This window comes from Stenotrophomonas sp. YJH_SMC_58 (genome assembly GCF_059369635.1).
Genome location: NZ_JCAFSW010000003.1, coordinates 324,703 through 338,172 on the forward strand (window position 1 = coordinate 324,703; position 13,470 = coordinate 338,172).

A 13,470-nucleotide genomic window follows, 5' to 3' on the forward strand; every position below is an offset into this window, starting at 1 on the left:
GTGTCACCCTGGTGGGAGGCGTGCCTCCCGTTGCGGTTTTTGGGGTCGCCCAGCGCATGCGCAAGCAGGCGTCCATCCAGAAAGCAGCCGAGCAGGGCTCGGCTCTACACGGTTGCGGCTTACGCGAACTGCTTCAGGAACCGCACATCGTTCTCGAAGAACGCGCGCAGGTCGTTGACGCCGTAGCGCAGCATCGCGAAACGCTCCACGCCCATGCCGAAGGCGAAGCCGGTGTAGCGCTCCGGATCGATGCCGACATTGCGCAGCACGTTCGGATGGACCATGCCGCAGCCGAGCACTTCCAGCCAGCGGGTGCTGCCATCGGGCTGCTGCCAGGCGATGTCCACTTCCGCGCCCGGTTCAACGAACGGGAAATAGCTGGGACGGAAACGCATCTCGAAGTCGCGCTCGAAGAACGCGCGCACGAACTCGGCCAACGTGCCCTTCAGGTCGGCGAAGGTCGAATGCTCGTCCACCAGCAGGCCTTCCACCTGGTGGAACATCGGCGAGTGGGTCTGGTCGCTGTCGCTGCGGTAGACCTTGCCGGCGGCGATCATGCGCAGCGGCGGCGCGTGGTCGCCCATGTAGCGCACCTGCACACCGGAGGTATGCGTACGCAGGAGGCGGCCGTCGCCGAAGTAGAAGGTGTCATGCATGGCGCGCGCCGGGTGGTGCGGCGGGAAGTTCAGCGCCTCGAAGTTGTGCCAGTCGTCCTCGATCTCCGGCCCCTCCGACAGCTCGTAGCCCAGCCGGCCGAAGATGCCGGTGATGCGCTCCAGGGTGCGGGTGATCGGGTGCAGGCCGGCACGGTCGCCATTGCGGCCCGGCAGGGTGATGTCGATGGCTTCGGCGGCCAGGCGCGCATCCAGTGCCGCGTCTTCCAGCAGCGCCTTGCGCTCGCCCAGCGCGCGGGTCAGCACGTCGCGGGCTTGGTTGATCGCTTCACCGGCGGCCTTGCGCTCGTCGGCCGGCAGGGCACCGAGCTGCTTGAGCTGCGAGGTGATGCTGCCGCTCTTGCCAAGCAGGGCCACGCGCAGCTGCTCCAGCACGTCGGGGCTCTGTGCGGCGGCCACATCGGCCAGCGCCTGGGTGGTGAGGGATTGGATGTCGCTCATGGGGGGCTGGAACTCCAGTCGATCTGCCATCGCGATGCGCGAAGGGCCGACCCCTGTCGCCACCGCCGTCCCCGCGCTGCCGTCGTGGCCTCGCCGGGACCCAAAAAAGAATGGGGAAGGACTTGCGCCCTTCCCCATGCATTGCCTTGACCTGACACCGTCCGAGTGAACGGTTACGGCATCGGGAAGGACTTATGCCGCCAGCGCGCCCTTGGCCTTTTCGGCCAGCGCAGCAAAACCGGCTGCGTCGTGCACGGCGATGTCAGCCAGGACCTTGCGATCCAGGGTGATGCCGGCCTTCAGCAGACCGTTCATGAAGCGGCTGTAGCTCAGGCCGTTGATGCGGGCAGCCGCATTGATACGGGTGATCCACAGCGAACGGAAGTTGCGCTTCTTCTGCTTACGGCCGATGTAGGCGTACTGCTGTGCCTTGATGACCGCCTGCTTGGCGACGCGGAAGACCTTGCGGCGGGCGTTGTAATAGCCCTTGGCGAGATCCAGGATTTTCTTGTGGCGGCGACGCGCCTGTACGCCACGCTTAACTCGTGCCATTTTTCAGTTCCTCAGAGGTAAGGGAGCATGCGGTCCAGACGGCCTGCGTCTTCTGCACGGACATGGCCCGTCTGACGCAGATTACGCTTACGCTTGGTCGCTTTCTTCGTGAGGATGTGGCTACGGTTGGCGTGGCCGCACTTGTACTTGCCCGAGGCGGTCTTGCGGAAACGCTTGGCCGCTGCCCGGTTGGTCTTGATCTTGGGCATTGCAATGTCCTTGATGGGATATGACCCTGGTTTCTGACTGATCTGGCGGCGGGCTGGGCCGCTCTTTCCGTCCTGCCATGATCGGCGTACGACCCGTCCTGGGTGGGTCGAGCCGGGCATGATACAGGCAAAACCGCCCTGCCACCAGCCCCTGCAACCCTTTACCGGCGATTCACCGGCGTCCTGCAAAAGCAAAGGGACGCCAGCGGCGTCCCCTTACCTGAACCCTTCAGCCAGGCGCCCCGGAAGGCGGCCCGTCAGGCCTCAGGTCTTCTTCTTCGGCGCGATCATCATGACCATCTGACGCCCTTCCAGGCGCGGACGGGATTCAATGACGATGTCCTCGCCCAGATCGGTCTCGATCCGGTTGGCCATTTCGCGGCCCAGTTCCTGGTGGCTCATTTCACGGCCACGGAAACGGATGTTGACCTTGATCTTGTCACCATCTTCGAGGAACCCGCGCATCTTGCGCAGCTTGATCTGGTAGTCGCCCTCGTCCGTGACCGGACGGAACTTCACTTCCTTGATCTCGACCTGCTTGGTCTTCTTCTTGGCCTCGCTGGCCTTCTTCTGCGCTTCGAACTTGAACTTGCCGAAGTCCATGATCTTGCAGACCGGCGGATCGGCCTGCGGCTGGATCTCGACCAGGTCCAGGCCTTCATCTTCGGCCATGGACAGCGCTTCGTCGCGCGACAACACGCCGATCATTTCTCCGTCACTGCCGATCACGCGGACGCGCGGCACACGGATTTCCTGATTCTTGCGGTTCTGTTTGTTGTCAGGGGTGCTGATATTACGTTCTCCCAAGGGTATCGAACCGGTCCGGGTGCCTGTGCGCCCGGACCGGACCTTTGCTTACGCGCCCTCGGCGTGGAGCCGCTCGATGAAGGCCTGCAGGCTCATGCTGCCCAGGTCTTCGCCAGAACGCGTACGCACCGCCACAGCCCCATTTTCCTTCTCGCGGTCACCGATGACCAGCAGGTAGGGCACGCGCTGCAACGTATGCTCGCGGATTTTATAGCCGATCTTCTCGTTACGCAAATCCGAGCTGACGCGGAAGCCTTGCTCCGCAAGGGTTTTGGTCACGCCCGAGACGTAGTCGGCCTGGGCGTCGGTGATGTTGGCCACCACCACCTGGGTCGGCGCCAGCCAGGCCGGGAACTGACCGGCATGGTGCTCGATCAGGATGCCCAGGAAGCGCTCCATCGAGCCGACGATGGCGCGGTGCAGCATGACCGGGTGCTTCTTCTGGCTGTTCTCGTCCACGTACTCGGCGCCCAGGCGGCCCGGCATCATGAAGTCCACCTGCATGGTGCCCAGCTGCCAGGTACGGCCGATGGCATCCTTCAGGTGGTACTCGATCTTCGGGCCGTAGAAGGCGCCCTCGCCCGGCAGCTCCTGCCATTCCACGCCACAGGCGGTCAGCGCCGAGCGCAGCGCGCCTTCGGCCTTGTCCCAGGTGGCGTCGTCACCCAAGCGCGATTCCGGGCGCAGCGCGATCTTGATCTGGATCTCGTCGAAACCGAAGTGCTGGTAGACCGCCAGCGCCTGCTGGTGGAAGGCAGTCACTTCCGACTCGATCTGGTTTTCCGTGCAGAACACGTGGCCGTCGTCCTGGGTGAAGCCACGCACGCGCAGGATGCCGTGCAGCGCGCCGGACGGCTCGTTGCGATGGCAGGAACCGAACTCACCATAGCGGATCGGCAGGTCGCGGTAGCTGTGCAGGCCCTGGTTGAACACCTGGATGTGGCCCGGGCAGTTCATCGGCTTGACCGCGTATGTGCGCTTCTCCGATTCGGTGAAGAACATGTTGTCCTGGTAGTTGTCCCAGTGACCGGACTTCTTCCACAGGCTCACGTCCAGGATCTGCGGGCAGCGCACTTCGCCATAGCCGCTGTTGCGGTAGACCTTGCGCATGTACTGCTCGACCACCTGCCACAGCGCCCAGCCCTTCGGGTGCCAGAACACCAGGCCCGGTGCTTCTTCCTGCAGGTGGAACAGGTCCTGCTGCTTGCCGATGCGGCGGTGGTCGCGCATCTCGGCTTCTTCGATGCGCTTGATGTACGCCTCGAGCTGCTTCTTGTCGGCCCAGGCGGTGCCGTAGATGCGCTGCAGCTGCTCGTTCTGCGCGTCGCCGCGCCAATAGGCGCCGGAGATGCGGGTCAGCTTGAAGGCTTTCAGGAAGCGCGTGTTCGGCACGTGCGGGCCACGGCACATGTCCACGTATTCCTGGTGGTAGTACATGCCCATCGCCTGGATGTCGTCGGACATGTCCTCGATCAGGCGCAGCTTGTAGTCCTCGCCACGGGCCTTGAAGATCTCGATCACTTCGGCGCGCGGGGTCATCTTCTTGATGACGTCGTAGTCCTGGGCGATCAGCTCGCCCATGCGCTTCTCGATCGCGGCCATGTCGTCCGGGGTGAACGGGCGCTCGGAGTAGATGTCGTAATAGAAGCCTTCGGCGATCACCGGGCCGATCACCATCTTCACGTCCGGGTAGAGCTGCTTGACGGCGTGGCCGACCAGGTGGGCGCAGGAGTGGCGGATGATTTCCACGCCCTCCTCGTCCTTGGCGGTGATGATGCGCAGGCTGGCATCGTGGTCGATGACGTCGCTGGCATCGACCAGCACGCCATCCACGGCACCGGCGATGGTGGCCTTGGCCAGGCCGGCGCCGATCGACTGGGCGACCTCCATGACGCTGACGGGGTTTTCAAACTCGCGGCGGCTGCCGTCGGGAAGAGTAATGTTGATCATCGCAGTGGCTTCGTGCGGGGCCCGCTGGGCGGGCTGGAAAGCGTTCCGGGGCGGCGCCCGGGCAATAAAAAAGCGCCGCGAGGGCGCCTGGAACACAGGGCCTTCGGGGGCAGGTCAACAGTGGGCGGTGGTAGTGCTCATGTCGCACGCTCGGCCGGCGCTGGGCGCGGGCCACCTTGTTCCAGTCAGGAGTCTGCGACGATCTTAAACCAGCGCACCGGAAAGCCCAAGGGCTGCCGTGCGGTCCGCTGAATGGCCGGCGCTGGCGGCGTGAAAACGCAATGATTACCATGTCCGCGCAGCCCGCCCCGTGCCAGCCTGCCCGCTTTCCCCCAGGACCCCGTGATGCGCCACCCGCTCCGACCGGCTTCCGCCGGCCCCGCCCGTGCCCCGCGTTCGCCGGCCCGCTGCCGCGCCGGCCGCCCGCAATGATCACCGTCGGCCTTTCCACGCTCGGCTTCTGCAGCCTGGGCATGCTGGCAGCGATGTTCTCGGCGCTGGCCTTCTATGCCGCTTCGCCGCATTGTCGCTGGCCGCGCCTGCGCCGCGCCGGCCGCCTGGGCCGCCAGATCGGCCTGGTCGCCGCTGCCGCCGCGCTGTGGCTGTGGATGGCCGAGCTCGGCTTTGCCGCCGGCCTGGTGGCGATGTTGTGCACCTGGATGCTGGCCGCGATGCTGTTGCCGGCGCTGGCCGCCTGGCACCGTCCCGGCACGGAGTCGCCCTGATGTGGCCGCGCGCCTTCGCTGGCGTCGTGGCCGGCTTCTTCCTGGCCGCGGCCGCGACCGGCCTGCTGGCATGGGTACCGCCCGGCCCCTGGCAGCGGGCGCTGGTGCCGACCCTGATCGCTTTCATCCCGCTGTGGATGCTGGCCGCCCTGTGGGCGTTCAGTTTCCGCAGCGCGCTGCGCGCCTGGCTGGTGCTGGGTGGCAGCGCCGCCGCCGGCTTCGCCATGCTCGGGCTGCTGCGCCTGACCGGCGCGGTGCAATGAGACCTCTCCCATGAAGTTCAGTTCGCAGACCCTGCGCACGTTCACCACCCTGCATACCTGGGTCGGCCTGGTGGCGGGCTTCGGCCTGTTCGTGGCCTTCTACGCAGGTGCGCTGACCCTGTTCCATCACGACCTGCCACTGTGGCAGACCCCGGGAGCCGCCACCGCACTGCCCGCCGGGCTGGACGATGCGCAGTACCTGCTGGAAGACGTGCTGGCTGCGCATCCGGAGGCACGCCGCCACGTCGGCATGACCTTCCCCGGCGCCGAACACCCGCAGCCGCTTGCATACTGGCAGGCCGATGACGGCAGCTGGCGCTATGCCTGGCCCGGCCAGATCGCCGGCAGCCCCACACCACCGCAGACCGGACTGGCCGAACTGGTCAACGAGCTCCATTACAGCCTCGGCCTGCCCGTGGCCGGGATCTACGTGATGGGCATTGTCAGCCTGCTGTACGGCATGGCACTGCTCAGCGGCCTGGTGATCCATCTGCCGAAGCTGCTCGGCGACCTGTTCGCGCTGCGTCCGGGCCGCAACCTGAAGCAGCTGTGGCAGGACGCGCACAACGTGATCGGCGTGCTCAGCCTGCCTTTCCACCTGATGTTCGCGGTCACTGGTGCCCTGCTCTGCCTGGTGTTCGTGCAGATGGCCCTGCTCAACCCGTTGATCTACGACGGCAAGGCGCTGCAGGCGGTGCCGACGGCGATGGACACCGCGCCCGTGCGCGATGCCAGTGGCATTCCGGCACCGCCGGGCAGCCTGCGCGTGCTGCATGCGCGCGCGCTTGAAGTCGCCCGCGCACAGGGCGTGGCCAACTTCGAGCCGGCCTACCTGAAGCTGGCCAATGCCGGCGATGCCAATGCCACCATCGAGATCACCGGCGAATCCACCGGCACGCTCGGCACGCTTGGCGCGGTGGCGCTGGACGTGGCCACCGGCGACGTTCTGGCCTCGCAGCTGCCGGGCCAGCGCGACGCCAACCACGCCACGCTCAGCGCCGCCTACGCGCTGCACTTCGGCGAATTCGGCAACGGCGTGGTGGTCTGGCTGTACTTCCTGCTCGGCCTTGGCGGTGCGTTCCTGTTCTATTCGGGCAACCTGCTGTGGATCGAGTCGCGGCGCAAGCGTCGCCAGCCGCAGCAGCCGCGCGCCGGGGTGAACATGGCGCGGGCGACGGTCGGCGTGTGCATCGGCCTGTGCGTGGCGATCTCGGTCGCGTTCGTCACCGCGCTGGTGCTGGAGCGGCTGGCGCCGACGGCGGTCGATCGCGGCATCCGCTGGGCCTGCTTCGGCAGTTGGGCGGCCTGTGCGCTGTGGGCCGCGCTGCGACGCCCGGCGCAGGCCGCACGCGAGTTGCTGTGGGCGGCGGCGATCAGTACCGCGCTGGTACCGGTGCTGCACGGCGCACTCAATGGTGACTGGCTCTGGCGCGCCGCCGCGCGTGGCCACTGGCCGCTGTTCTGGGTCGACGCCATCGCGCTGGCCATGGCCTTCGGCTTCGCCCGCCTGGCAGTGGCCAGCCAGCGCCGCGCCCGCAACGGCGATCCCAACAGCGTCTGGGCCAACTGAGCCTTCGCCGGGCATGCCCCGGCGCTAACTACCATTGCGCGCAACGCCCCCTGTAGCGTCGAGCTTGCTCGACAGCTGTTGATTTCGCGCCAAGCACCGTCGAGCAAGCTCGACGCTACCCAAGCAGGATCATGCCTCGCCGGGGTAACGACTCACTTCGATCAGGTTGCCATCCGGGTCGCGGAAATACACCGATTCGATCGGCCCCAGCGCGCCGGTGCGTGCAACCGGCCCCTCCTCCACTGCAACGGACTGCGCCTGCAGGTGGGACAGCACATCGACTGTCGCCATGCGCGTGACCAGGCACAGGTCGGCACTGCCCGGCGTGGGCCGCAGCGCATGCGGCTGCAGTGGAGCACTGGCCGCATGCAGATTGATCTTCTGCTGGCCGAACTGCAACGCGGTACGACCCGCGCCGAAGCGCACGACCTGCATGCCGAGCACGCGCTGGTAGAAATCACAGCTGCGGTCGATGTCGGCGACGGTGAGGACCAGGTGGTCCAGGCGTTCAAGATGGATCATGCCCGCAGCGTAACGCTGCGGGCGTGGCGATGCTGTGCGGGGTTGGGCCAGTGGCATTGCGGCATTGCGCCGGGCATCGCCTGATGCAGCTCAATCGCCGATGCGCGCCTTCTGCCAGGGGCCCAGCATGGCGTTGAGCAGGCTGGCCTGTTCGTCGTCGCCGGTCAGCTCCCACATGAACACCCCGGCCAGGCCCTGCTCACGGGCGAACTGCGCACGCAGGCCGATCGAGCGCGGGTCTTCATAGCTGATGAAGATCTTCTGCCCGGCGCTGTACAGCCACGGGCTCTGCGCCTGCGGCTGCCAGTGTTTCGTCCAACCCGGCTGATCGAGATAGCGCGCCTTGATCACCCGCCAGTCGCCGGCATCGGCCGGCGCACTGTAGGACTGGTACAGCCCATCCGCTGCATCGCCGGTGACCTTGAAGCCGCGCCCGTAGAAGGGTACGCCCAGCACCAGCTTCTCGGCCGGCACGCCGTGCTCGCGGTAGTACTGCACCGCGCCGGCCACGTTGTTCCAGCGCCGCAGCTCCGGGGCCAGCGGATCGGCCGGCACTTCATGCAGCGGCGCATTGAAGGTCGACACCGCCGAGAAACCGGTGCCCATGTCGTAGCTCATCAGGTTGATGAAATCGAACACCTTGGCCAACGCCGGCAGGTCGTAGCTCGCTGCTGGATCGTAGGGGCCATCGGTCTGCAGGCGACCGGCGGCCAGCGCGGCGGTCAGCAGCATCGGCTGTCGCTCCTTGCACTCGTGCGCGTCGAGTGCCACGCGGAACGCCTGCGCGAGCCGGGTCAGGTTGGCACGATCCTGCGGGCGGTGCGCCAGCTCGTTCGGTCCGCCACTGACCGGGAACTCCCAGTCGATGTCCACGCCATCGAAGCTGCCGGCATGGCGGTCGAAAAACAGCGCCATGCACGAGTCGACCAGGCGCTTGCGGCTGGCCTCGGTCAGCGCTGCATCGGAGAATCCACCTGCGCCCCATCCACCAATTGAGATCAGCGTGCGCAGATGCGGGTGCGCCTTCTTCAGCTTGGCCAGCGCAGCAAAATTCTTCGGCGCTTCGGCGCCGACCGTGCAGCGGCCGTCCTTGATGGTGGAGAACGCGTAGAACAGGTGGGTGAGGCGCTCGGCCGGAATGCTCGACACCGGGTAGCGCTCGGCCGAGCCGCCGGGGTAGTAGGCACCGAAGATCGGCGGCTGTGCGGGCGCGGCATGCAAGGCAATGGGCAGGGCGCCGGCAATCAGCACGGCAAGGACGGCCACGGTCTGGCGGAACATGGGATCTCCCGGTTCGAAGGCGCAGCCACGTTAGCAAACGGATGGAGCTGCGGGATGGTTGTCGCGGCATGTCGTCCAGTGGACAGGTGCGATCCGCGCAACCGCGACAGAACGATGGCTGCGTAGCGCCTCTCGTGCACCGCGGCAGGACATTCAACGACCTGGGTGCGCGGTTCTTCATAACAGCGAGGCAAAGAAAAAGCGGGCCGAAGCCCGCTTTTTCAATTCAGCGATTCCAGAAGCGTGTCAACCAAGGTTGACACCTACCGTAATTGACCGGAGGTCGATTACTCGGCGCTGGCGGCGCCGCCTTCTTCCACGGCCTTCATCGACAGGCGGATACGGCCCTGCTTGTCGACTTCCAGCACCTTGACCTTGACCACATCGCCTTCCTTCAGCACGTCGCCGACCTTCTCGACGCGATCGCTGGAGATCTGCGACACGTGGACCAGACCGTCCTTGCCCGGCAGGATGGTGACGAACGCACCGAAGTCCATGATCTTGGCGACCTTGCCTTCATAGATGCGGCCCGGTTCGACGTCCGAGGTGATCTGCTCGATGCGGGCCTTGGCGGCCTGCGCAGCGATGGCGTTGACCGAAGCGATGACGATGGTGCCGTCGTCCTGGATGTCGATCTGGGTGCCGGTTTCCTTGGTGATGGCCTGGATGGTCGAACCACCCTTGCCGATCACTTCGCGGATCTTGTCCGGGTGGATCTTGATGGTCAGCAGGCGCGGCGCGTAGTCCGACAGCTCTTCACGCGGAGCGGTCAGGCCGTGGGCCATTTCGCCCAGGATGTGCAGACGGCCAGCCTTGGCCTGCTGCAGGGCCTGCTTCATGATCTCTTCGGTGATGCCTTCGATCTTGATGTCCATCTGCAGGGCGGAAATGCCCTCAGCGGTACCGGCGACCTTGAAGTCCATGTCGCCCAGGTGATCTTCGTCACCCAGGATGTCGGACAGGACGACGAAGCGCTCGCCTTCCTTGACCAGACCCATGGCGATACCGGCCACCGGAGCCTTCACCGGCACGCCGGCGTCCATCAGGGCCAGCGACGAGCCGCAGACCGAGGCCATCGACGAGGAACCGTTCGACTCGGTGATTTCCGAGACGACGCGGATGGTGTACGGGAAGGCTTCCAGCGACGGCATGACAGCCAGCACGCCGCGCTTGGCCAGGCGACCGTGGCCGATTTCGCGGCGCTTCGGGCCCATCATGCGACCGCACTCACCCACCGAGAACGGGGGGAAGTTGTAGTGGAACAGGAAGTTTTCCTTGTACTCACCGGCAACGGCGTCGATGACCTGGCCGTCACGGGCGGTGCCCAGGGTGATGGTCACGATGGCCTGGGTTTCGCCACGGGTGAACAGCGAGGAACCGTGGGTACGCGGCAGCACACCGGTCTTCACGGCGATCGGGCGAACGGTGTCCAGCGCACGGCCGTCGATACGGACCTTGGTGTCCAGCACCGAGTCACGCATGGTGCGGTATTCCAGCTCGCCGAATTCCTTCGACAGCTCGGCCGGGTTCCAGCCTTCGGCGGCCACGCGGCCAGCCAGGGTTTCGAACACGTCCTTCTTGATTGCCGAGATGGCGTCGCGGCGCTGCAGCTTGTCACGCACCTGGAAGGCTTCGCCCAGGCGCGGGCCGATGGCTTCCTTCAGGGCGGAGATCAGCGCGTCGTTCTTGGCCGGGGCTTCCCAGGTCGACGGCTTGGTGCCGGCTTCGACGGTCAGCTCGTTGATCGCGTTGATGACCTTCTGCATTTCGCGGTGACCGAAGGTCACGGCGCCCAGCATCACTTCTTCGGACAGCAGCGCGGCTTCGGATTCAACCATCAGCACGGCGTTGGAGGTACCGGCGACGACCAGTTCCAGCTGCGAGTCAGCCAGTTCGCTGACGGTCGGGTTCAGGATGTACTCGCCGTTCTTGTAACCGACCTTGGCAGCGCCGATCGGACCCATGAACGGGGTGCCGGCCAGGGCCAGGGCAGCGGAGGCACCGATCAGGGCCGGGATGTCGCCGTCCACGTCCGGGTTCAACGACATGACCGTGGCGATGATCTGCACTTCGTTCTTGTAGTCTTCCGGGAACAGCGGACGAATCGGACGGTCGATCAGACGCGAGATCAGGGTTTCCTTCTCGGTCGCACGGCCTTCACGCTTGAAGAAACCACCCGGGATACGGCCGCCGGCGTAGAACTTTTCCTGATAATCGACGGTCAGCGGGAAGAAGTCCTGGCCTTCGCGCGCGCTCTTGGCGGCGACGGCGGTGACCAGCAGTACGGTGTCGTCCATCTTGACGATGACGGCGCCGCTGGCCTGACGGGCGACTTCGCCGGTCTCAAGCGTGACGGTGTGCTTGCCGTACTGGAAGGTTTTGGTGATTTTTGCCACGGAGGGTGTCCTTGGGGATGCTGTCTGCGAATTTGGACCGTCGGCGACCCTTGCCGCCAGCGGGTGGCCGGATCGTTCCGGCCTGAATCGGGGATTGCGGTACTACAAAACAAAACCGCGGCGCATCGCTGCGCCGCGGGGGATTCGTTGCTTAGCGACGCAGGCCAAGCTTCTCGATCAGGGCCTTGTAGCGCTCGACGTCCTTCTTCTTCAGGTAGTCGAGCAGGCTGCGACGGCGGTTGACCATCTGCAGCAGGCCGCGGCGGCTGTGGTGGTCCTTCTTGTGGGTCTTGAAGTGGCCGGTCAGCAGTTCGATGCGGGCGGTCAGCAGCGCAACCTGGACTTCCGGGGAGCCGGTGTCAGCCGAGCTGCGCTTGTTGTCTTCAATGACCTTCTGGGTGTCGATCGACATTTCTTTTTCTCTGTGATGCGTGGCCGGCAGGAACGCGCTTCGCGCACCGCCAGGCTCGCCGTGGACTACGAGGATGAAACCTGCGCCAGGCAGGCTGCCGGAAAACGGCCGCGAAATTGTAACGGTCGGGGGCTTCCGGGACAAGGACCGGGGCTGAACCGCCCGGGCCCGTCAGAGGTTGAAACGACGCTGCGGGGCCAGCAGGCCGCTTTCGTCGACCTGGCCCAGGCCCTGGACAGCGTCGTCCGGACCAAACACCGCCACCAGGCCACGCGGCCAGGACAGATCGCGCTGGCGCTGGCCGACGCAGAAGCGGTGGGCCTGGTCGGCATCCAGGTCGACCCGCGGGTACTCGGCCAGGCCGGCCGCCAGCGGCAGCAGCAGCGCGTCCATGCCCGCCTCGTCACCCGCCTCGACCATCGCCCGCAGCTGGTCCAGGGTGACCATTACCGGCTCACGGAACGGCTCGACCCAGAGCCGGCGCAGTGCGCTGATGTGGGCACCACAGCCCAGCGTCTCGCCCAGGTCGCGGGCCAGGCTGCGGATGTAGGTGCCGGAGCCGCAGGTCACGCGCAGCCGCAACCGTTCCGGCTGCTGCTCCAGCACCTCGATGGCATGTACCTGCACCTCGCGTTCGGGCGCTTCGATGACATCGCCGCGGCGGGCCTTCACATACAGCGGCTCACCGCCCTGCTTCAGCGCCGAATAGATCGGGGCACGCTGGCGGATGTTGCCGGTCAGCCCCGCCAGTGCGGCCTGCAGCGCTTCGGCACTGATGGCCGGCACCGGGCGCTGCAGCAGCACCTGGCCTTCGGCATCGTCAGTATCGGTGGTCTGGCCCAGCACGATCTCGGCGTCGTAGGCCTTGGCCGAGCCGAGCAGCAGGCCGGCGATCTTGGTTGCCTCGCCGAAGCACAGCGGCAGCAGGCCGGTGGCCAGCGGGTCAAGGCTGCCGGTGTGCCCCCCTTTCTCGGCGCGGAACAGGCGGCGGGCTACCTGCAGGGCGGCGTTGGAACTCATGCCGGTCGACTTGTCGAGCAGCAGGATGCCATCCAGGCGGCGGAACTGAATTCGGGTCATGGCAGAATTTTGTAGGGTCGAGCCATGCTCGACTGCCGCAGCGCGGTCTGCATCAGACATCGCGCAGCCGGAATGCAACAACGCCGGGCATGCCCGGCGCCACGCGGTTATTCTTCGTCGCTCTCGCGACGCTTCTCCGCGGCCAGCGTATCGGGCAGGTCGCGCAGGATGTTGTCGATGTGCTCACCACGGTCGACCGAGTCGTCGTAGTGGAAATGCAGCTCCGGCACGTGGCGCAGCTTCATCGCGCGTGCCAGGTCCATGCGCAGGCGGTAGCCCAGCTCCTTCAGGCCGGCCACGGCTTCGGCCGAACGTTCCGGCATCAGCGCGGTGACGAACACCTTGGCATGGGCCATGTCGCGGGTGATTTCCACGTCGGACACGCTCACCGAGGGCAACCCATGCTCGCGCACGGCGTTGTGCACCAGGGTGCCGAGTTCACGGCGCAACTGGGCGGAGACACGGTCGGTTCGATGGAAAGTCTTGGGCACGCGGTCGGGCTCTCGATTTGAATGTGACCCGACCAAGGTCGGGTCCTACCAGGAGGAGCGGCCCGACCAAGGTCGGGCCCCACCAGGGGGCGGACCG

14 protein-coding genes are annotated in these 13,470 nt (G+C 66.0%); 3 read left to right on the forward strand and 11 right to left on the reverse strand.

Annotation, left to right across the window (positions count from 1 at the left end; translation table 11 throughout):
• Positions 1–119 precede the first annotated feature (119 nt).
• The 5 genes from AC5P68_RS06195 to thrS form a co-directional block, all read right to left on the reverse strand.
• Positions 120–1,115, reverse strand: coding sequence for a phenylalanine--tRNA ligase subunit alpha (locus AC5P68_RS06195; protein WP_005410434.1), 996 nt, complete (start codon positions 1,113–1,115; stop codon positions 120–122).
• Between the two features lie 192 nt (positions 1,116–1,307).
• Positions 1,308–1,667 (reverse strand): 50S ribosomal protein L20, encoded by a 360-nt coding sequence (gene rplT / locus AC5P68_RS06200; RefSeq protein WP_005410435.1) that lies wholly within the window; start codon positions 1,665–1,667, stop codon positions 1,308–1,310.
• Positions 1,668–1,678: 11 nt separating this feature from the next.
• Positions 1,679–1,876, reverse strand: coding sequence for a 50S ribosomal protein L35 (gene rpmI / locus AC5P68_RS06205; protein ID WP_005410436.1), 198 nt, complete (start codon positions 1,874–1,876; stop codon positions 1,679–1,681).
• Positions 1,877–2,140: 264 nt separating this feature from the next.
• A complete protein-coding gene (infC, locus tag AC5P68_RS06210) occupies positions 2,141–2,683 on the reverse strand; it encodes a translation initiation factor IF-3 (protein WP_005410437.1) in 543 nt (180 codons plus the stop codon).
• A 48-nt stretch (positions 2,684–2,731) separates the two neighbouring features.
• Positions 2,732–4,633: a threonine--tRNA ligase gene (gene thrS / locus AC5P68_RS06215; RefSeq protein ID WP_005410438.1), complete on the reverse strand. Its 1,902-nt coding sequence runs from the start codon at positions 4,631–4,633 to the stop codon at positions 2,732–2,734.
• A 428-nt stretch (positions 4,634–5,061) separates the two neighbouring features.
• On the opposite strand from thrS, the gene AC5P68_RS06220 reads away from it, so the two are divergent.
• From AC5P68_RS06220 to AC5P68_RS06230, 3 genes are read left to right on the forward strand one after another with little or no spacing between them, the layout of a single operon-like run.
• Positions 5,062–5,358, forward strand: a complete 297-nt coding sequence (locus AC5P68_RS06220; protein ID WP_005410439.1) for a hypothetical protein — start codon at positions 5,062–5,064, stop codon at positions 5,356–5,358.
• Complete coding sequence (locus AC5P68_RS06225; RefSeq protein ID WP_033835141.1) at positions 5,358–5,621, forward strand: hypothetical protein; 264 nt, start codon at positions 5,358–5,360, stop codon at positions 5,619–5,621. The genes AC5P68_RS06220 and AC5P68_RS06225 overlap by 1 nt, the downstream gene beginning before the upstream one ends.
• Before the next feature lie 10 nt (positions 5,622–5,631).
• A complete protein-coding gene (locus tag AC5P68_RS06230) occupies positions 5,632–7,191 on the forward strand; it encodes a PepSY-associated TM helix domain-containing protein (RefSeq protein ID WP_414497975.1) in 1,560 nt (519 codons plus the stop codon).
• 129 nt (positions 7,192–7,320) lie between these two features.
• Here AC5P68_RS06230 and AC5P68_RS06235 read toward each other — a convergent pair whose 3' ends face one another.
• From AC5P68_RS06235 to rbfA, 6 genes are all read right to left on the reverse strand, one after another.
• Entirely contained in the window at positions 7,321–7,713 is a 393-nt protein-coding gene (locus AC5P68_RS06235; RefSeq protein WP_005410442.1) for a VOC family protein, read from the reverse strand.
• A gap of 90 nt (positions 7,714–7,803) precedes the next feature.
• A complete protein-coding gene (locus AC5P68_RS06240) occupies positions 7,804–8,994 on the reverse strand; it encodes a glycoside hydrolase family 18 protein (RefSeq protein WP_164227411.1) in 1,191 nt (396 codons plus the stop codon).
• Positions 8,995–9,281: 287 nt separating this feature from the next.
• Entirely contained in the window at positions 9,282–11,390 is a 2,109-nt protein-coding gene (gene pnp / locus AC5P68_RS06245; RefSeq protein WP_033835143.1) for a polyribonucleotide nucleotidyltransferase, read from the reverse strand.
• Positions 11,391–11,541: 151 nt separating this feature from the next.
• Complete coding sequence (gene rpsO / locus AC5P68_RS06250) at positions 11,542–11,802, reverse strand: 30S ribosomal protein S15 (RefSeq protein WP_005410445.1); 261 nt, start codon at positions 11,800–11,802, stop codon at positions 11,542–11,544.
• A 171-nt stretch (positions 11,803–11,973) separates the two neighbouring features.
• Complete coding sequence (gene truB / locus AC5P68_RS06255) at positions 11,974–12,882, reverse strand: tRNA pseudouridine(55) synthase TruB (protein WP_033835144.1); 909 nt, start codon at positions 12,880–12,882, stop codon at positions 11,974–11,976.
• A gap of 107 nt (positions 12,883–12,989) precedes the next feature.
• On the reverse strand, positions 12,990–13,373 hold the full coding sequence (rbfA, locus tag AC5P68_RS06260; protein ID WP_005410447.1) for a 30S ribosome-binding factor RbfA: 384 nt from the start codon (positions 13,371–13,373) through the stop codon (positions 12,990–12,992).
• Positions 13,374–13,470: the final 97 nt, after the last annotated feature.

What these genes read in the sequence shown, in the direction of transcription:
- AC5P68_RS06240 (WP_164227411.1), bottom strand. Translation starts at nt 8,994, where the DNA reads ATGTTCCGCCAGACCGTGGCCGTCCTTGCCGTGCTGATTGCCGGCGCC.
- rpsO (WP_005410445.1), bottom strand. Translation starts at nt 11,802, where the DNA reads ATGTCGATCGACACCCAGAAGGTCATTGAAGACAACAAGCGCAGCTCG.
- rplT (WP_005410435.1), bottom strand. Translation starts at nt 1,667, where the DNA reads ATGGCACGAGTTAAGCGTGGCGTACAGGCGCGTCGCCGCCACAAGAAA.
- truB (WP_033835144.1), bottom strand. Translation starts at nt 12,882, where the DNA reads ATGACCCGAATTCAGTTCCGCCGCCTGGATGGCATCCTGCTGCTCGAC.
- AC5P68_RS06220 (WP_005410439.1), top strand. Translation starts at nt 5,062, where the DNA reads ATGATCACCGTCGGCCTTTCCACGCTCGGCTTCTGCAGCCTGGGCATG.
- AC5P68_RS06235 (WP_005410442.1), bottom strand. Translation starts at nt 7,713, where the DNA reads ATGATCCATCTTGAACGCCTGGACCACCTGGTCCTCACCGTCGCCGAC.
- AC5P68_RS06225 (WP_033835141.1), top strand. Translation starts at nt 5,358, where the DNA reads ATGTGGCCGCGCGCCTTCGCTGGCGTCGTGGCCGGCTTCTTCCTGGCC.
- AC5P68_RS06195 (WP_005410434.1), bottom strand. Translation starts at nt 1,115, where the DNA reads ATGAGCGACATCCAATCCCTCACCACCCAGGCGCTGGCCGATGTGGCC.
- rpmI (WP_005410436.1), bottom strand. Translation starts at nt 1,876, where the DNA reads ATGCCCAAGATCAAGACCAACCGGGCAGCGGCCAAGCGTTTCCGCAAG.
- thrS (WP_005410438.1), bottom strand. Translation starts at nt 4,633, where the DNA reads ATGATCAACATTACTCTTCCCGACGGCAGCCGCCGCGAGTTTGAAAAC.
- AC5P68_RS06230 (WP_414497975.1), top strand. Translation starts at nt 5,632, where the DNA reads ATGAAGTTCAGTTCGCAGACCCTGCGCACGTTCACCACCCTGCATACC.